The sequence below is a fragment of the Neolewinella litorea genome (assembly GCF_004803465.1).
Classification (GTDB): Bacteria; Bacteroidota; Bacteroidia; order Chitinophagales; family Saprospiraceae; genus Neolewinella; species Neolewinella litorea.
Genome location: NZ_SRSF01000007.1, coordinates 89,970 through 105,607, shown reverse-complemented (window position 1 = coordinate 105,607; position 15,638 = coordinate 89,970). Strand labels below are relative to the sequence as shown.

Annotated in this window: 12 protein-coding genes; 2 read left to right on the top strand and 10 right to left on the bottom strand. The window is 60.1% G+C overall.

Going from position 1 to position 15,638, the window contains the following annotated elements; translation table 11 throughout:
- Nucleotides 1-74 precede the first annotated feature (74 nt).
- Nucleotides 75-1,943 (top strand): cation:proton antiporter, encoded by a 1,869-nt coding sequence (locus E4021_RS14295; protein ID WP_136460054.1) that lies wholly within the window; start codon nucleotides 75-77, stop codon nucleotides 1,941-1,943.
- Here the strand turns inward: E4021_RS14295 and E4021_RS14290 are convergent.
- The 3 genes from E4021_RS14290 to E4021_RS14280 all read right to left on the bottom strand — a co-directional run bounded on the left by E4021_RS14290 (nucleotide 1,940) and on the right by E4021_RS14280 (nucleotide 5,665).
- A complete protein-coding gene (locus tag E4021_RS14290; RefSeq protein WP_136460053.1) occupies nucleotides 1,940-3,262 on the bottom strand; it encodes a UDP-N-acetylmuramoyl-tripeptide--D-alanyl-D-alanine ligase in 1,323 nt (440 codons plus the stop codon). The genes E4021_RS14295 and E4021_RS14290 overlap by 4 nt on opposite strands.
- A gap of 90 nt (nucleotides 3,263-3,352) precedes the next feature.
- Nucleotides 3,353-4,864: an SUMF1/EgtB/PvdO family nonheme iron enzyme gene (locus tag E4021_RS14285; RefSeq protein ID WP_136460052.1), complete on the bottom strand. Its 1,512-nt coding sequence runs from the start codon at nucleotides 4,862-4,864 to the stop codon at nucleotides 3,353-3,355.
- A gap of 198 nt (nucleotides 4,865-5,062) precedes the next feature.
- The gene (locus tag E4021_RS14280; RefSeq protein ID WP_136460051.1) at nucleotides 5,063-5,665 is read right to left on the bottom strand and encodes a hypothetical protein; all 603 of its coding nucleotides are present in this window, start codon (nucleotides 5,663-5,665) and stop codon (nucleotides 5,063-5,065) included.
- 64 nt (nucleotides 5,666-5,729) lie between these two features.
- Between E4021_RS14280 and E4021_RS14275 the strand changes: the two genes are divergently transcribed.
- A complete protein-coding gene (locus E4021_RS14275) occupies nucleotides 5,730-6,311 on the top strand; it encodes a VOC family protein (RefSeq protein WP_136460050.1) in 582 nt (193 codons plus the stop codon).
- 3 nt (nucleotides 6,312-6,314) lie between these two features.
- Here E4021_RS14275 and htpG read toward each other — a convergent pair whose 3' ends face one another.
- The 7 genes from htpG to E4021_RS14240 form a co-directional block, all read right to left on the bottom strand.
- A complete protein-coding gene (gene htpG, locus E4021_RS14270; protein WP_136460049.1) occupies nucleotides 6,315-8,201 on the bottom strand; it encodes a molecular chaperone HtpG in 1,887 nt (628 codons plus the stop codon).
- Nucleotides 8,202-8,288: 87 nt separating this feature from the next.
- Nucleotides 8,289-8,870 carry a nicotinate (nicotinamide) nucleotide adenylyltransferase gene (nadD, locus tag E4021_RS14265; RefSeq protein WP_136460048.1) on the bottom strand — a complete coding sequence of 194 codons (582 nt, stop codon included), beginning with the start codon at nucleotides 8,868-8,870 and terminating at the stop codon, nucleotides 8,289-8,291.
- Between the two features lie 13 nt (nucleotides 8,871-8,883).
- Nucleotides 8,884-9,873, bottom strand: coding sequence for a succinylglutamate desuccinylase/aspartoacylase family protein (locus E4021_RS14260; RefSeq protein ID WP_136460047.1), 990 nt, complete (start codon nucleotides 9,871-9,873; stop codon nucleotides 8,884-8,886).
- Nucleotides 9,873-10,562, bottom strand: coding sequence for a hypothetical protein (locus E4021_RS14255; RefSeq protein ID WP_136460046.1), 690 nt, complete (start codon nucleotides 10,560-10,562; stop codon nucleotides 9,873-9,875). Before E4021_RS14255 ends, E4021_RS14260 begins: the two co-directional genes overlap by 1 nt.
- A 19-nt stretch (nucleotides 10,563-10,581) precedes the next feature.
- The gene (locus tag E4021_RS14250) at nucleotides 10,582-12,522 is read right to left on the bottom strand and encodes an OmpA family protein (RefSeq protein WP_136460045.1); all 1,941 of its coding nucleotides are present in this window, start codon (nucleotides 12,520-12,522) and stop codon (nucleotides 10,582-10,584) included.
- Between the two features lie 64 nt (nucleotides 12,523-12,586).
- Nucleotides 12,587-13,531, bottom strand: coding sequence for a tetratricopeptide repeat protein (locus E4021_RS14245; RefSeq protein WP_136460044.1), 945 nt, complete (start codon nucleotides 13,529-13,531; stop codon nucleotides 12,587-12,589).
- A gap of 311 nt (nucleotides 13,532-13,842) precedes the next feature.
- Nucleotides 13,843-15,429 carry a DUF6089 family protein gene (locus tag E4021_RS14240; protein WP_262712779.1) on the bottom strand — a complete coding sequence of 529 codons (1,587 nt, stop codon included), beginning with the start codon at nucleotides 15,427-15,429 and terminating at the stop codon, nucleotides 13,843-13,845.
- Between the last annotated feature and the right edge of the window lie 209 nt (nucleotides 15,430-15,638).

The window sequence follows — 15,638 nt, the reverse complement described above, 5'->3', positions numbered from 1 at the left end:
GTTATAACTGGTTGGGCAGCGAAGATACCCCAAGGGGACGATAAACAACTTTCATCCTCGGGCGATTTACTGCTATGTACGAAATCGGAAGCCTGATTATTCTCGGAGTTGTCGCGCAGTGGATCGCCTGGCGACTTAAGGTGCCGGCCATTTTGCCCCTTATTCTAGCCGGAATTATGATCGGCCCGGGCTGGGAGTTATACACCGGCCACCGGCTGCTGAGTCCCCGCTTCGACAGTGAATCCGGCACCGGACTCTTCCCCGGCAACCTGCTGTACAGCTTCGTCTCCCTCTCCATCGGACTGATTCTCTTCGAGGGTGGCCTGACGCTCAAGCTCAAGGAGATCCGGGGGATGGCCGACAGCATCCTGCGACTGACCACCTACGGCGCCCTGACCACCACGGTGGTCGCCGGCCTGGCCGCCCACTACATCCTCGATCTCAACTGGCAGATCGCCTTCCTGTTTTCCACGCTCATTGTCGTGACCGGCCCCACGGTCATCGCGCCCATCATGCGGCAGATCAACGTCAAACGACAGGTCGCTACGATCCTGAAGTGGGAAAGTATCATTATCGACCCCGTCGGAGCTTTTCTGGCCGTTCTCTTCTACAATTTCATCGTGGCCTATTACGATCCGGAAGCCACGGTGTACAATTCCCTGATCAAATTCCTGCAGTCGGGCCTGGTAGGCATCGGCCTGGGGTTCGTGCTGGGCCACCTGCTGTTCGTGCTGATATCCCGGCTGTACATTCCCAAGTTCCTGCTCAACATCGTGACGCTGGGTTTCGTGGTCGGAGCCTTTCTGATCTCGGACGCCATCGCCCACGAGAGCGGTCTGCTGACTACTGTAGTGATGGGTGCCTACCTGGCCAACCGGGAAGTGCCTTTCCTGCACGATATCCTGGACTTCAAGGAAAGCCTTACCCTGCTGTTGATCTCACTACTTTTCATCCTGCTCTCGGCCAATATGACCGTCGAGCAGATCAAGCTGGTCATGAACCAGGAAAGCCTATATGTCTTCCTGATCGTGGTTTTCCTGGCCCGCCCCCTCGGCGTATTCTGGAGCCTTAATACATCGGGCCTGGGCTGGCGCGACAAGGCATTTGTCAGTTGGGTAGGCCCCCGGGGGATCGTGGCGGCTGGTGTCGCCTCCCTGTTCGGGATTGAACTGGCCAAGGAAGGTATCACGGACGCGGAGTACATCACGCCCCTGGTCTTCCTCATCGTCCTTGGCACCGTATTGCTTAACGCAACGCTGGCCGGTTTCCTGGCCCGCAAATTGAAGGTCAGCCTGCCCAAGGGCAGCGGGGTCCTCATCTTCGGTGCGTCCGAGGGTGCGCGCCAACTGGCCCACTCCCTAGTGGAAAGCGGGCGCGACGTCACCCTGGTAACCCCCAACCGGGCGGAGAGCGACATCGCCGAGGAACAGCACCTTACCGTTCTGCAGGTACAGCTTAATTCCGACTTGCTGGACAGTCAACTTGATCTGACGGACATCGGGTACGTCCTGGCCCTGACCGGTAACGACGAAGACAACTTCTACTTGCTCAACAACTACCGCAGCCGCGAGGGCATCCGGGGTGCTTTTCGCCTCGTCACGCGCAAAGAGATCCAGGCGCAGCGCTACGGTCAGGAGGCCCTGTTCGGCCACCACGTAAGTTACCTGCTGTTCAACCGCGCCGCACGCAATTTCGGCACCGTCAATGCCATCGAGCTGCTGGACCCCAAGGAACTTCCTACCCTGATTGCACGTCTGCGGGAGGAACGCGCGGTTCCCCTGTATTTGCGCTGCACGGAGTACGGTGACATCACCTTTATACCCGCCGGTGGAGACCAGAAGTTGAGCGTCAGTGCCGGCGATACCCTCTACTATATCGGTGAGCCGCTCCCGTCAATCAACAAGTCGGCCGCCCGTCAGCTCCCGAAGGAGGTCGAAGCCTAGTCGAGGAGCCGCTCGAGGCGATTGCCCCGACTGCCCTTTACGAAGACCGTCTTGCCGGACCAGTCCTGTAGCCAGAACCACTCTGCAAGTTGGCGACTGTCGGCGAACCAGGGGCGGTCAAATTCGCGTGCCACTTCCTTCATTTCCTCGCCCACCAGAAGCACCGTTCTGGCTACCTGTCCCGCCCGCAGCGCCACCCTTCGGTGGGCGGCCGGCGCGGCCTCTCCCAGTTCCAGCATCTCGCCGAGGATTACCACGCTGTCTGCGGGTTCGTGATCGGCGGCGAAACTGTTCAGCGCGGCCGCCACGCTGCTCGGATTGGCGTTGTAAGCATCCCAGTAGAAGGCTACCTCGCGGTGGTTGAGCCACTGGCTGCGGTGGTTTGCGGGACGGTAATTCGCCAAGGCGGTACAGATGCCCGCCCCCGGCACCTTGAAGTAGCGTCCTACCGCAATGGCCGATTTGACGTTCTGCAGGTTATGCTCTCCCGAAAGCTGGGTATCCGTTTCGATCAATTCCCGGGCTTCGCTGAAGAAGGCTACCCGCAGGTGCGGATGCGTAGCCACGGTCTTTATTTCCAGTCCGGCAACCGTCAGCGAAGGGTTCTCGCTACTGAAATAGGCGATACAGCGCGCGAGCCGCTGCGACATCTCCGCCAGTTCCGACTCATCGGTATTGACGAAGGCTACCCCACCGTTGGCGTGCAGAAAGTCGAACAGTTCCCCCTTTCCAATTTTTACGCCTTCCTTGCCCCCGAACCCCTCAAGGTGGGCCTCGCCGATATTGGTGATGAGGCCGTGGGTGGGCCGACCGATACCGCACAACTCCGCGATCTCCCCCTTGTGGTTGGCCCCCATTTCCAGGATTAGGAACTCCGTCCCCGCCGGCATGGACAGGAGGGTCAGGGGCAGGCCAATGTGATTGTTGTAGTTGCCGGGCGTGGCGTGGACGCGATACTGTTGCGACATCACCGCCGCGATGAGTTCCTTCGTGGTCGTCTTCCCGTTGCTCCCGGTGATGGCGAACACCGGCATACGGAAAGCGGCCCGGTGCCGCTGAGCGAGTTGCTGCAGGGTGCGCAGGCTGTCTTCCACCAGCAGGTAGCGATCGTCTTCCGGTACTACTACGCCCGGATTGTCCACCACGGCGTAGGCGGCGCCGGCATCGAGGGCGGCGGCGGCGAAGCGGTTTCCGTCGGACTGCCCGCGCAGGGCGATAAAGAGTCCTCCGGCAGCCACCTTGCGGCTGTCAATGCTCACCTGGGGGTGCTGGAGGTATACCCGGTACAAGTCCGGAAGGTCAGCGTAGGTCAGCTTCATTCCACAAAGCTAAGAGCGGGAGGGGAAACGGAAATGCCCCACCCAAAATTTGGGTGGGGCATTCCAGAATTGTAGGTGTTTAGCCGGTGGCTAGCGCCGGGAACGCCGGCGGTTCAGTTGCTTTCCGGGGCGGACACCGAAGCGGTTCATCGAAGCCTCGTCGTCTCCCTGGCTGTTGCCCACGCGAACCATCGCGCAGCGGAAGCCGATGGTGCGCGAGGCGCGGTCCTGGTCCAGGAAGCGGCGGGTGCCAGGGCTGAGCCAGTAGGCGCGGTCGGCCCAGCTGCCGCCCTTATAGACGCGCGACTTGTCGCTGATCAGGGTGTGCTGGTTGGTGGCGTACTCCGCACCGCTTTCCTCGTCGCCGTCCAGGTAGTCGTATACCCGGCCGCGGTTGTAGTTGTCGCGGTCGGCGACGTCCTCGTCCTCGACGGGTACGTAGATCAGGCGGCCCAGGCTATCCTTCTCGGTGGCGCGGCCGTCCTGGTCGCGCTTGACGTTCATGTAGTCGTTACCCCGGAAGCTGTTCAGGTCGTGGTTTTCCACGTCAACCAGCGTTTGGGTGGTCAGGGGGCGGTAGAGGTCCAGCACCCATTCGTTGACGTTACCGGCCATGTTGTACAGGCCGAAGTCGTTGGGGTAGTTGTCGAAGACGTTGCTGGTAATCATGTTCTCGTCGTTCGGCTTTCCGGCGATACCACTGTAGTCACCACCGGCCCGCTTGAAGTTGGCGTACATCTTGCCCTGGTTCCGGTCGTGCTTCTGATAGCGCATGCTGGTACCGCTCCAGGGGTAGATCCGGCGGTCGGTGTAGTTCTCGTCCTTTTCGTTGGCCTGCAGGCCTTCCAGGGCCAGGGCGGCGTACTCCCACTCGGCCTCGGTGGGCAGACGGAAGTCGGGTTGGAGGATACCGTCTTCAAGACGTACCGGGCGGGTGTCGCCGGTCTTCATGTCCTTCATGCCCTTGCGCTCAACGCCTTCGTACTGGCCGGCCAGGTAGGCATCGGTGACGAAAACATCGGAACCCTCCTGGTCGGGGCGTTGCTCCTGGATGCCGCGGTCGATCAGGATCGCCTCGTTCACCCGGTCGGTGCGCCAGCGGCTGTACTCACGCGCCTGTACCCAGCTCACACCCACCACGGGGTGCTGTGCGTAGGCGGGGTGACGCAGGTATCCGGTAACGTAGGGCTCATTGAACGACAGTTCGTCGCGCCACACCAGGGTGTCGGGCAGCGCGGCCTGAAGTACTTCGGGGTAGGCGCTGTATACGTCCTCCGTCCAGTGCAGGTACAGCAGGTAATCCTCGTTGCTGATCTCCGTCTGGTCCATATAGAAGCTGGATACGGTAACGCGCCGCGGGATGTTATCCCAGTCGTAGGGCACGTCCTCTTCGGTGAAGCCCATTACGAAGGTGCCCCCCGGAATAAGGACCATGTTGGGCGGGGTTTCCTGCCCTTCAAAGTCGTTGTTTCTTTCGTAGCCGCCCCATTTCTCGTCGTTGTACTTCCAGTTCGTGGTGCGGGAGCGGTCGTTGTTGCGATTACAGCTCGCCACCAGGAGTACCAGGCAGAGGTAGGGCAGCGTCTTGAGCAATATCTTCATGTTGCGGTGGTAGTCCAAAGAGTTTACGTAAACACGGTCGGCGGAACCGGGCACCGCTGTTCACGGGACCAGTCATCGACCTACGGCTAGTTTAACCGAATCGGATGAAGAACTATTGTGTTCGAAATCTTAATATTTCCCGCCGGCCCGGCCGGTCCGTTACCCTGTCGGCTACCTTGCCGTAGCGAGGCTCCGGCATCAGGGCAGCCGCTTATTGATTTCGTCCTGCAACTGCCGGCGCAGGTCCTGCTCCACGGTCAGACGGCTTTTGCGGCTTTGCTCGAGTTCCTCGGCGAGCTTGTCGCGCTCCCGCTTCAGGGCGGAGTTGTTGCCGGCGGCGATGCGGGTACTGCCCAGGGCAATGAGCAGGGCGATCAGCAGTCCGATCACGAGCGACCACATGATCAGGCTGTAGGTCCCCTTGTCGAGTTGCATGCCAAGCAGCCCTACGGTATCCCGCTCCTCGTTGAGCTCCGCGATCAGGGCGTCGCGGTCGGCCACCTCGGAGGAGGTATCGTCGATGCGGGCCTGCAGGGCCGCATGCTGACTTTCCAGTTCGCCAATGCGCGTGGTGTAGGTGGCGATCGAGTCGCTCACGTTCTTCATGAAAGCGTCCAGTCGGTCGCGCGGCACAACCTTGAATTCACGGCTGCCCTCCCGGTAGCGGTTTGACTGGCTCAGTATGGTCTCAAACTGCGATTCCAGGGATCCGTCGCCGTCCTGAGCGGAGTTGCCACTCTGCTGGGCAAGGAAGGGAGCTGTACTGAATAACAGAAACACAAAACACAGAAAGCTACGCATATTCAAGAGGTTATGGGGTAGTCCAGCCCGAAAGCGGGGCAAAGTTAGTGCATACCTTTGGCAAATGTTGGATCACCTTGTATACGTCGTTCCTGATCTCGATTCGGCTATCGACCGATTCACCGCCGCCGGCTATCCCCCCGCTCCCGGTGGCCGTCATTCGGACCGCGGCACCTACAACGCACTGCTGCGCCTCGGGCCCCGCTCCTACCTGGAGTTGCTGGCCGTGGATCCCGAGACGACGGTAGCCCCGCCCCGCTGGATGGGCATTGATCTGGTGGAAGGCCCCGCGATCACCCGTTGGGCGGTACACGCGGGTGCCGTAAACTTCCCGGGTGCCCTGTACGGTGGTTCCCGGCAGCTGGCCGACGGTCGGACCCTGCGCTGGCGACTCTCCGATCCGGGCGTGCGCCCGGCAGTTGACGTGGTACCGTTCGTGATCGAATGGAACGGATCGGATTTCCACCCGGCCGAACGCCTGCCAGACCACGGGCTGCGGCTGCAGACCCTCCAACTAGAGCACCCGCGCCCCGCCGCCGTAAATACAAGCCTGGAACGGATGGGCCTGCCCCAAAAAGCAATCCGCGGAGCCGCCCCGAAGATTGGGGCGGTGCTCCGCGGACCACAGGGAACGCTGCACTTGTGAAGATTACATCAACTTAAGCGAGCGGTCGATGAAGGCCTTCAGCTCGGCGCCGCTCAGCATCTGCTGGCTTAGCTTGGCCAACTGATAGAGGTAGGTGGCGTTCTCGGCGCGGGCGGATTCGTCTTCCACCTCGAGCAGCCGCTCTTTCACCAGGGGACTGTTGGCGTTGACCACCACCTGGTAGGAATCGGGGAACATGCTGGCGTCCATGCCCTGCATCATCTGCATCTCCTTCATGCGCCGCATGAATTCGTTGCGTACGATTTGAACGGGGGCATCCTGCACGCCAAGGGGCTTCAGCTCCACCGAACCGCCTTTTCCGACGGCTTCGGTAAACACCTTGGTGACCTTCTCCTGTTCCTCTTCGCTCAGCAGGTTTTCCTGCTCCTCATCTTTCTGGACCAGCTGGTCAGGCGTGGCGGAATCCACCCGGACGAAGTTCAGTTTCTCCTCCTTCTGCTCCAGGGTCTGGATGGTCGGGGCGTCGATGGCATGCTCGAACTTCAGGACGTCGTAGCCGCGGTCTTGCACCGACTGGATCAGCGTGTGCTGGCGATCGGCGTCGGCGGTGTAGATGGCCACCAGGCGGTCGTACTTGTCGGTCTGGTTCTCCTTGATGCGTTCGCGGTACTCTTCCAGGGTGAAGAACTTGCCTTCAGTATTCTCCAGCAGGGCAAACTTGGTAGCGCGGTCGTAGAACTTGTCCTCGGAGATCATGCCGTACTTCACGAATACGCCCAGGTCCGGCCACTTGGCTTCGTAGGCTTCGCGGTCCTCCTTGAAGAGGCTGCTGAGCTTCTCGGCAACCTTCTTCGTGATGTAGCCGGTAATCTTCTTGACGTTGGTATCGGCCTGCAGGTAGCTGCGCGATACGTTCAGGGGGATGTCGGGGGAGTCGATGACCCCGTGCAACAACGTCAGGAATTCCGGCACGATCTCGGACACATTGTCCGTGACGTAGACCTGGTTGCTGTAGAGTTGAATCTTATTGCGCTGGAGTTCGAGCTTACCGCTCACCTTGGGGAAATACAGGATACCCGTCAGGTTGAAGGGGTAGTCGATGTTGAGGTGGATCCAGAACATGGGCGGCTCTCCCATGGGGTAGAGCTCCCGGTAGAAGGCCTTATAATCCTCGTCGGTGAGGTCGGTAGGCGTCTTTTTCCAGAGGGGGTCGGTGTTGTTGATGATGTTGTCGACCTCCGTCTCGATCTTCTTGGGCTTGGGTTTTTCCTCGCCTTCCTCTCCGGTGGCTTCCACTTCCTCGTAGGTCGTTTCCGTCTTGGTGCCGAAGCGGATGGGGTAGGGCAGGAAGCGACAGTACTTGAGCAGTAGGCTTTCGATCTCCTCTTCTTCGAGGTACTGCTTGCTGTCTTCGCCGATGTGGAGGATCACATCGGTTCCCTGCATATCGCGCTCGGCTTCACCGATTTCGTAGCTGGGGTCACCTTCACAGATCCAGCGCACGGCGGGGGCATCCTCCCGGTAGCTCTTGGTTACGACCTCCACTTTGTCGGCCACCATGAAGGCCGAGTAAAAGCCCAGACCGAAGTGGCCAATAATGGAGGCGTCGTCCTGGTACTTGTCCACGAACTCCTGGGCGGAGGAAAGGGCCACCTGGTTGAGGTACTTTTTCACTTCCTCTTCCGTCATGCCGATGCCGCGGTCGCGGATGGTCAGGGTACCGGCTTCTTTGTCGACCAGGATATCGATGGTCTTGTCGGTGTAGTCGCCCTTGGCCTCTCCCTTGCGGGCCAGGGTGGCTAGTTTGCTGGTGGCGTCGGTGGCGTTGGAAACCAATTCACGCAAGAAGATCTCCTGGTCGGAGTAGAGAAACTTCTTGATAATGGGGAAGATATTCTCCGTTTGTACGGATATGTTACCTTTTTGCATAGCTGTTTATTTCGTTGCGGATAGTCCTGGAGCAAAAAGGCAACTATCATTCCATCAGACCTGCCCTGTCAAAATGTCGGTGACATTTTAGCGGTACAGTCCCGATTTCTGCAATTCCTCCTCCACCGCCGGGGGTACGAGGTAACGGATGCTGTGGCCCGCGCGGATCGCGTCGCGCACGTAGGTTGCCGAAAGGTGCATCAACGGGGCATCGTGGAGGGTGACACCGGGATGCTCCAGCAATTCTCCGCCGGGGTAACCAGGGCGGGGGTATATCTGGATGCTAAAGTCGCGGAGGATCAGTTCGTAGTTCTTCCACTTGGGCAGAGAGATCAGGTTGTCGCTGCCCATGATGAGGGAGAAATCGTGAGTGGGGTATTTCTCCCGCAGTACGGCCAGCGTATCGATCGTGTACGAGGGCTGGGGCATATCGAATTCGACGCGGCTGGCCTTCAGGTGTGGGGCATCACCGATGGCCAGTTCAACCAGGTGCAGGCGGTCGTGGTCGCGGGCCAGGCTGCCGCGTTTTTTCAGGGGGTTGTGGGGGCTGACCACGAGCCAGACCTCATCCAGGGTGGTACGCGTGGCCATGAAATTGGCCAGGATCATGTGTCCGATATGGACGGGGTTGAAGGAGCCGAAGAAGAGTCCGACCTGTCGCCTGCTCATAAGTGCGGTGGGGTTAGTAGGTCGCGGAGCTGTCGTAGCGCTGCACGATGAAAAAGCCTTCCCCGCCCTGGTCCTGGTAAAGGGGCATGAGTACGTAGCCGCCACAGGGGGCGGCGATGGGCCCGTTGCGGTCGTCGGCCAGCAGGGTGCCCTCACTAATGGGGGTGAAGTTGGTGAAGCCCGGCCGCATTACGAAGTCGTGATCGCCACCGGATTCCAGGCGGTGCACGTACACCAGTTCCAAAAGGGGGGGTACGCCGGGATTGGCGGCGCGGAGTTTCTCTTCGTGGTGGGTGCTTACATCTTCATCACTGACGCAGCCTACCGACCGCAGCAGGTTGACGGTGGCGGCCAGGGCGCGGTCCACAGATTCTTCCTCGGTGTGGGCCCCGGCCTCAAAGGTTACGGCCCGGCAGGGGCGGTCGAGGTCGTACTGCCCGGAACGGAAGTAACTCAGCGTGGTGCCCTGCAGGCCGCTGAGCATACCCTTGACCACGGGCACGCCGAGTTCGGCGGCCAGGGACAGGCTCGGGGCATCGTCGCCCGTAATGGCGAATACGCCGCCGGTCGCCGTAGTGGTGTGGAGGTCCAACAGGACGATCTCCCGGGCCGAAGAATCTATCAGGGCGTTATCGATGGCGGCGAGCATTCCATCAAGTTCGCGGGCCTCGGCGGATGCGTAGCTGTCGTCGGTACCACGGACCACGTGCTTCCAGATCCGGTTCAGATCGGTATCGATGTAGCGTTTCCCGAGCCGCAGGGCTTCCAGGTTGCCGCGCAGGGCGAGGAGTTCGCCGCGGAAGGAAAAGCCGGGATTGAGTAGGGGCTCCTCCCGCAGCAGGTCAAAGAGCTGCTCAAGGGCGGTCACGCCGGCCGGCTCATTGCCGTGAATGCCGCCTATGGCCACCACCAGCGGTCCGCTCTCTTCCCCAATGTAATGGCCGATCACGCGGGGTGACTCCCCGAGCGGATCGTGTGGGTCGGTCTCCGGTAACCTCAGCATCAGAAATAAAATTTGAGGGCGACGAACTGGGAAACGAAGCCCAAAAGGTAACCCGCGTAGAGCTGCATGCGGTCGTGGGCGCCCAGGGCCAGGCGGGCCGAACCTACCGCCCCGGCGATCAATACGGTGAAGATCAGCAGCACCGGAAGGCCAATCGTGGCGCTGCCCACTTCAATGCCGTTCGGGCCAAAGAGGGCGAGCATGATAACCGCTACGGCTACCAGTCCACCCATGCCCGTGGCGTGCAGACTGATCTTGTCCAGCAGGTTGATGACGAAGCTGGCCACCAATGCAATGATTACGCCCAGCAGGAAGGAGGAAAAGATCGTTGGCGTCTGATTGCTTTGGCTGAAGTTGTAGAAGATCCAGAAGTAGAGCACCATGACGAGCAACAGCGGACCGATACGCTCCGATTTCTCGTGCATCATCACGCTGTTGATCATGTTCAGCTTGACCATGATAAGGACGGCCACCACGGGAATGACGAAGGTGTCCAGGAAGATGAGGATCAGGTTGCTCATGGCCCGCGGCTCACCCAGGTCGGAGGTGCCAAAAAGGTAGGGATTGACCCCGGCGAGGATCAGAAAAATGTAGGTAGGGACCAACAACGGGTGAAACAACCCACTGATGGCCAGGGCCAGGTAGGATTTCGTGCGTGGGGCCTCCGTGAGCTGTGCTTCGGCGGACATGCCGCAAAAATACGGACTTCTAGAAGAGCAGCCGGAAGGTGGTCCGTCGGTTACGGGCCCGCCCCTCTTCCGTATCGTTGGGTGCGACCGGCCGGCTCTCCCCGTACCCCACCGAGCGGATGCGGTCGGCCGCGATGCCCTGGCTCTCCAGGTAGGCCTTGACGGAGGCGGCGCGGCGCTCGCTCAGGCGCTGGTTGGCCTCGTCGGAGCCCACATCGTCGGTATGCCCGGCGATTTCCACTCCGAGCCCGGGCTTGCTTTCCAGCAGAGCGACCAAGCGGTCGAGTTCTTCGGTCGACAATTCGAGCAACTCGTCACTAGCCGTCTCGAAAAATACGTTGCGGAGTACAATCGCGCCGTCTGCTTCGGCCGCTTCTGACAGCGACTCTTCCTCAATGGGCTGGAGGCGGATCTTGAGCTTGAACGGCTCGCTTACGGAGTGCTCGCCGGTGAGTTCGAAGCGATCGGAATAGAAGAGGTAGCCGGACTTCTCTACCGAAAATCCGTAATCCTGTCCCGTCGGCAACACGGTCAGGTAACAACCGCGGCTGTCCGTCTGGCTGGAAGAAACGAGACCCTGCTTGTCCTGGGTCTGCAGGCGTACCGTAGCGACGAGGGGCTGGTCGGTATTGTCATCGACCACGCTCACCTCCACGTAGGTGGCGGCGGCGGGGCGGATGCCTTCCGGCATGATGAAAGAGTAGATGTCAATATCGTCGCCTACCCCCTTGCTGAAGAAAGCCGTCTTGCCGTCGAGGGCAATGAACAGGTTGGTTTCCTCTCCGGCGGTGTTGATGGGATAACCGAGGTTGACGGGTGTTTCCCATTTGTTGTTCTCGTCGACCGAGGTCTTGAAGAGGTCGGCACCGCCCATACCGCGCCGCCCGGTGGAGGTGAAGTACAGGGTCTTGTTGTCCGCCGCCCAGAAAGGATAGCGGTCGTTGCCCGAGGTATTGATGGTCGGACCCAGGTTCACCGGTCGGCTCCAGTTGCCGCTGGCGTCGCGACCGGATACGTAGATATCGTCGTTGCCCAATCCACCGGCCCGGTTGCTGGTAAAGAACAACAGTTTGCCGTCGCGCGACAGGCTCGGCTGGCTTTCCGAGGCGCGGGTATTAATGGCCGGACCGAGGTTCTCGGCTTCCGTCCAGCGGTCCCCGATCCGCTCGCTGAAGTAAAGGTCGCAGGAGCCGGCCCCGTCGCGGCGACCGCAGCCGGTAAAGATGAGGTACTTCCCGTTGGCCGTGATGGTCTGGGCTCCTTCGTTCATGGGAGTATTCACGCCACTGAGCGGTACGGCCCGGTCCCAGGTACCGTCGGGGAGGCGGTCGCTCTGGTAGAAATCTTCCTGCTCCTTATTGACACGCCGGGTAAAGATCATCTGGTGGCCGTCCACGCTCAGACTGGGAAAATACTCGAGGTGTTGGGGGGTATTGATCCCGGGCCCGAGAGGTTCGGGTGAGAAGGGCAGGGGGTCGGCGGCCAGTTGGGCGGCCACGCGGGCGTCGGCTACGCGGGCTTCCACCTGTTGCAGCTGGTCCGGACTGCGCCCGGCGCGCTTGAGGGAGGCCAGGTATTGCTCATAGGCAGTCAGGGCCGCGGCGTAATCGCCCATAAGGGAATGCAATTCCCCCATTTCCCGGTAGGCGATGGAGGCCGATTCAGCTTCTAGTTCCACTCCTTTTTTCAGGGCGGCCAGGGCGCCGGCGTAGTCATTTTCACCGCGACAGATCTCCGCCTGCAAGTAGTGGAGGTCGGCCAGGTTACCGTGGCGTTTAAGTAAGCGATTGAGTTTCTCCCGTGCTTCGGGATACTTCCGCAGGGTAAGCAAGGACTGGGTAGCGGCCAGTTCCCGCAGCTCGCTTTTCTTCATTTCACGCGGCGTGGACTGACTGCCAACCGGGGCGACGAAAAGAAACGCGAGCAATAACAACAGGAGGGATGTAAAGCGCGCGAGCATGACCTACGGGATTATCGTATACCCTAAGAACGGTCGGCGGCGTCGGATAGTACGCCTTAATGGGTCAGGCCTCGCTGGAGGCGGCCTTCAGCTTGTCCAGCTCCTGGGTAATTTTTTCCTCGGTTGGGGCCTTGTGGTCGGCTTCCGACTTGAGGGCCCGTTCGTAGGCGGCCACAGCATCCCGGTTCCGGCCGGCCTTGGCGTAGAGGTTGCCGAGCTGGAAGGCGACGCGGCGGTCGTAGCGGTCGAGGCTGGCGATACGCTGCTTGCGTTTGGTGAACATGCCGAAAATACGCATGGCATCGGCCAGGCGTCCCAGTGTAAGGTAGGCATCGCCAAGGGCCACCTGGGCCATCCAGTAGATCGCCTGGTGGGGGATGCTGTTCTTGGTTACCGCCTCGAAGTCGGCCGCTGCTTCGGCCATGTTGTTCTGGCGGGAGTGGACCAGCCCCCGGCCGTAATAGCTTTCGGGCATGAGCGGGTTAATGGATATGCTTTTGGTGTAGTCGTACAGGGCGTCCTTGTCGTTGCCGAGCCGGTAATTCACGAAGCCGCGTCGCTCGTAGGCCTGGGCGTGGCGCTCGAAGCGGGAGACCACTTTGGTCATCATCTTCAGGGCTTCTTCCTCGTTGTCTCGCTGGTCGACCATTTCCCGGCCCCGGTTGAACAGCTGTACCGTGGTGCGGTCGCTTTTGGGTTCCAGTTGGTAGTGATCGATCATGACGCCCGCGTCCAGTCGCCACAGGTTAAGGCTACCCGCGATGCTGAAGGTTACTACTCTCTCGAGCAGGTTTAGGGTGTTGAGCCAAAGCCGTTCGGTACTTGGGAGCACCGTGCGGGGGACGTCCAGGGTAAGTTCATCCTCCTTGAAGATGGTTTCCGGCTTCAGAAGGATATCATTTTTGTAATAATTCTCCATCCGGTGCGCGTACTGCTCCATGACCTGATTATACGCCCGTTCCGAACCGAATTCGAGCTGCCCCGCGATGATCACCTTGTACTCAGACATTTCCCTAACAACTTTATCGTAAACTGAACAAATAGCACAAAATTCCCCGTAATCGTTGGACTTTCCCGGAGTGAATGGGACATTGGATAGCGTTACCTGGTGGTGAGACACATGTAGGCTGAAAAACTATGGACCAAGACCGCCCCCTCTTTATTAGCTGCTAATCAGCATTTTGCAACACCCTGAACTGTTAAAAGTGCGGATGGGGGGCAAGATTTCTGAACCATTCCCCGCGAAAGGGAACGAAAAAACAGGGGGTGCCTCCTGACGGAAGCACCCCCTGTCATCGGGGTTTACCGGGATGAGCCTGACTAGTTGTTAGGCATCATCCGGGTAGGCTCGGTAGCTACCGGAATGACCACGCGGTTCTCGCGGAGGGTCTCACCCACGGGCTGGTTCTCACCGAATCCGATGGTGCTCAGGTTGGCTTCGCGGGCACCTTCCTGGCGGAGGGTGTATTCCTTGGCGGATTCCGCACGGCGCTGCGAGAGGTTCATGTTGTACTCATCCGAGGCACGGCGGTCGGCGTGACCTTCGTAGCGGATGTTGAAGTCCTCGGCACCGGGCAGGGCCATGAAGCGATCGATCTCCTGGATGATGATGCGGTCGGGCCGGTTCAGGCTCGATACATCGGTGGGGAAGTAGATGCGGTCGATCTCGATGGTTCCGTTGACGGAGTCGATACGGATGTGCTGGAAGTCCTGTCCTTCAAGGATACGGCCATAGCGGGCGATGCGCTCCTCCAGGTTCTCGGGACGTTCGTTGGGCATCGGGCAGCCGTTGCGCTCGGGAACACCGGCTTCGTCGGGGCACTCGTCGTCTTTGTCAGCGATACCGTCACCGTCGCGGTCGGGGCAGCCATTGGTGGAGGCGGGACCGGCTTCGGAGGGACATTCGTCGTCTTTGTCGGCGATACCGTCGCCGTCACCATCGGGGCAACCGTTCAGGCTGGCCAGTCCGGCTTCGTCGGGGCATTGGTCGTCTTTGTCGGCTACGCCGTCGCCGTCACCATCGGGGCAACCGTTGGTGGCTGCGGTACCGGGCTCGGTGGGGCAATCGTCGTCGCGGTCGGCAACGCCGTCGCTGTCGCCATCGGGGCAACCGGCGAGGTTGGCTACGCCGGCTTCGTCGGGGCAGCGGTCGTCTTTGTCGGCAACGCCGTCACCGTCGCGGTCGGGGCAGCCGTTGGTAGCAACGGGACCGGCTTCGGTAGGACACTCGTCAACGAGGTCCTTAACACCGTCCTTATCCGCGTCGCGGGCACCAAAGCCTACCGAGTAGGTAAGGCCAAAGAGGGCGTAAGTGTCGTCGTTGTCGGGATTACCGGAAGCAGAAACCCCATCGATGAGGTCAGATCCGGTAAGGCGTACGTTGTAGTCGATGCCGATGGAGGACTTGGGCGACAGGTGGTAGCGGAGACCAACGCCGAGGGGGAATACAACCCCACCCGAGTCATCGGCTTCGGCGGTAATGTCGGCCTGGACGTCCGATCCGGTGTCGCCGTTGAAGTTGGTGGTTACATCGCCCCAGATGCCGTAGCCGACACCGGCGGAGATGTAGGGAGACAGACCGCCCCGAAAGAGGAAGTCATCGGAGAAGCGGGTACCGTAGAAGGGCTCGAGCACGAGGCTCAGGCTGGGTTCGATGACGGTAGCTTCCGAACTGTAGCCGCGGGAAACCATAGTGGGATCTTCGCTTTTGGCGTCATCGCTGTGGAGCGATCCGTAGATGAGACCGGCGCGGAGGGACGCGGCGGCACCCAGTCGGCGACTGAGGTAAAGGCCGGCACCGAAGTGCGCCTGGTTGAAGAAAACGAGGTCGTCTTCGATCATATCACCGCCGAGGGCTGCGGTTCCTACCTTAATTCCGAATTCCCACGGATAAGGGCTTTCGGGCATTTCTGTGCTGGCCGGAACATCCTGACCATATAAGTTTATACAGGAGAGTGCCGCGAAAACTAGAAGTAACTGCTTGAGCATATTTGCGGGTTTGACGTTTGGGTTAATTACATATTGTGCAGACTGCCTCCCCGCCATCGCGTGGAAACACCTACCGGTTTATCGCCTACAAACGCTTTTTGTTCAGGGCGATATGTTACGGGGTGCAA

What these genes read in the sequence shown, in the direction of transcription:
- E4021_RS14295 (WP_136460054.1), top strand. Translation starts at nt 75, where the DNA reads ATGTACGAAATCGGAAGCCTGATTATTCTCGGAGTTGTCGCGCAGTGG.
- E4021_RS14290 (WP_136460053.1), bottom strand. Translation starts at nt 3,262, where the DNA reads ATGAAGCTGACCTACGCTGACCTTCCGGACTTGTACCGGGTATACCTC.
- E4021_RS14285 (WP_136460052.1), bottom strand. Translation starts at nt 4,864, where the DNA reads ATGAAGATATTGCTCAAGACGCTGCCCTACCTCTGCCTGGTACTCCTG.
- E4021_RS14280 (WP_136460051.1), bottom strand. Translation starts at nt 5,665, where the DNA reads ATGCGTAGCTTTCTGTGTTTTGTGTTTCTGTTATTCAGTACAGCTCCC.
- E4021_RS14275 (WP_136460050.1), top strand. Translation starts at nt 5,730, where the DNA reads ATGTTGGATCACCTTGTATACGTCGTTCCTGATCTCGATTCGGCTATC.
- htpG (WP_136460049.1), bottom strand. Translation starts at nt 8,201, where the DNA reads ATGCAAAAAGGTAACATATCCGTACAAACGGAGAATATCTTCCCCATT.
- nadD (WP_136460048.1), bottom strand. Translation starts at nt 8,870, where the DNA reads ATGAGCAGGCGACAGGTCGGACTCTTCTTCGGCTCCTTCAACCCCGTC.
- E4021_RS14260 (WP_136460047.1), bottom strand. Translation starts at nt 9,873, where the DNA reads ATGCTGAGGTTACCGGAGACCGACCCACACGATCCGCTCGGGGAGTCA.
- E4021_RS14255 (WP_136460046.1), bottom strand. Translation starts at nt 10,562, where the DNA reads ATGTCCGCCGAAGCACAGCTCACGGAGGCCCCACGCACGAAATCCTAC.
- E4021_RS14250 (WP_136460045.1), bottom strand. Translation starts at nt 12,522, where the DNA reads ATGCTCGCGCGCTTTACATCCCTCCTGTTGTTATTGCTCGCGTTTCTT.
- E4021_RS14245 (WP_136460044.1), bottom strand. Translation starts at nt 13,531, where the DNA reads ATGTCTGAGTACAAGGTGATCATCGCGGGGCAGCTCGAATTCGGTTCG.
- E4021_RS14240 (WP_262712779.1), bottom strand. Translation starts at nt 15,429, where the DNA reads ATGCCCGAAAGCCCTTATCCGTGGGAATTCGGAATTAAGGTAGGAACC.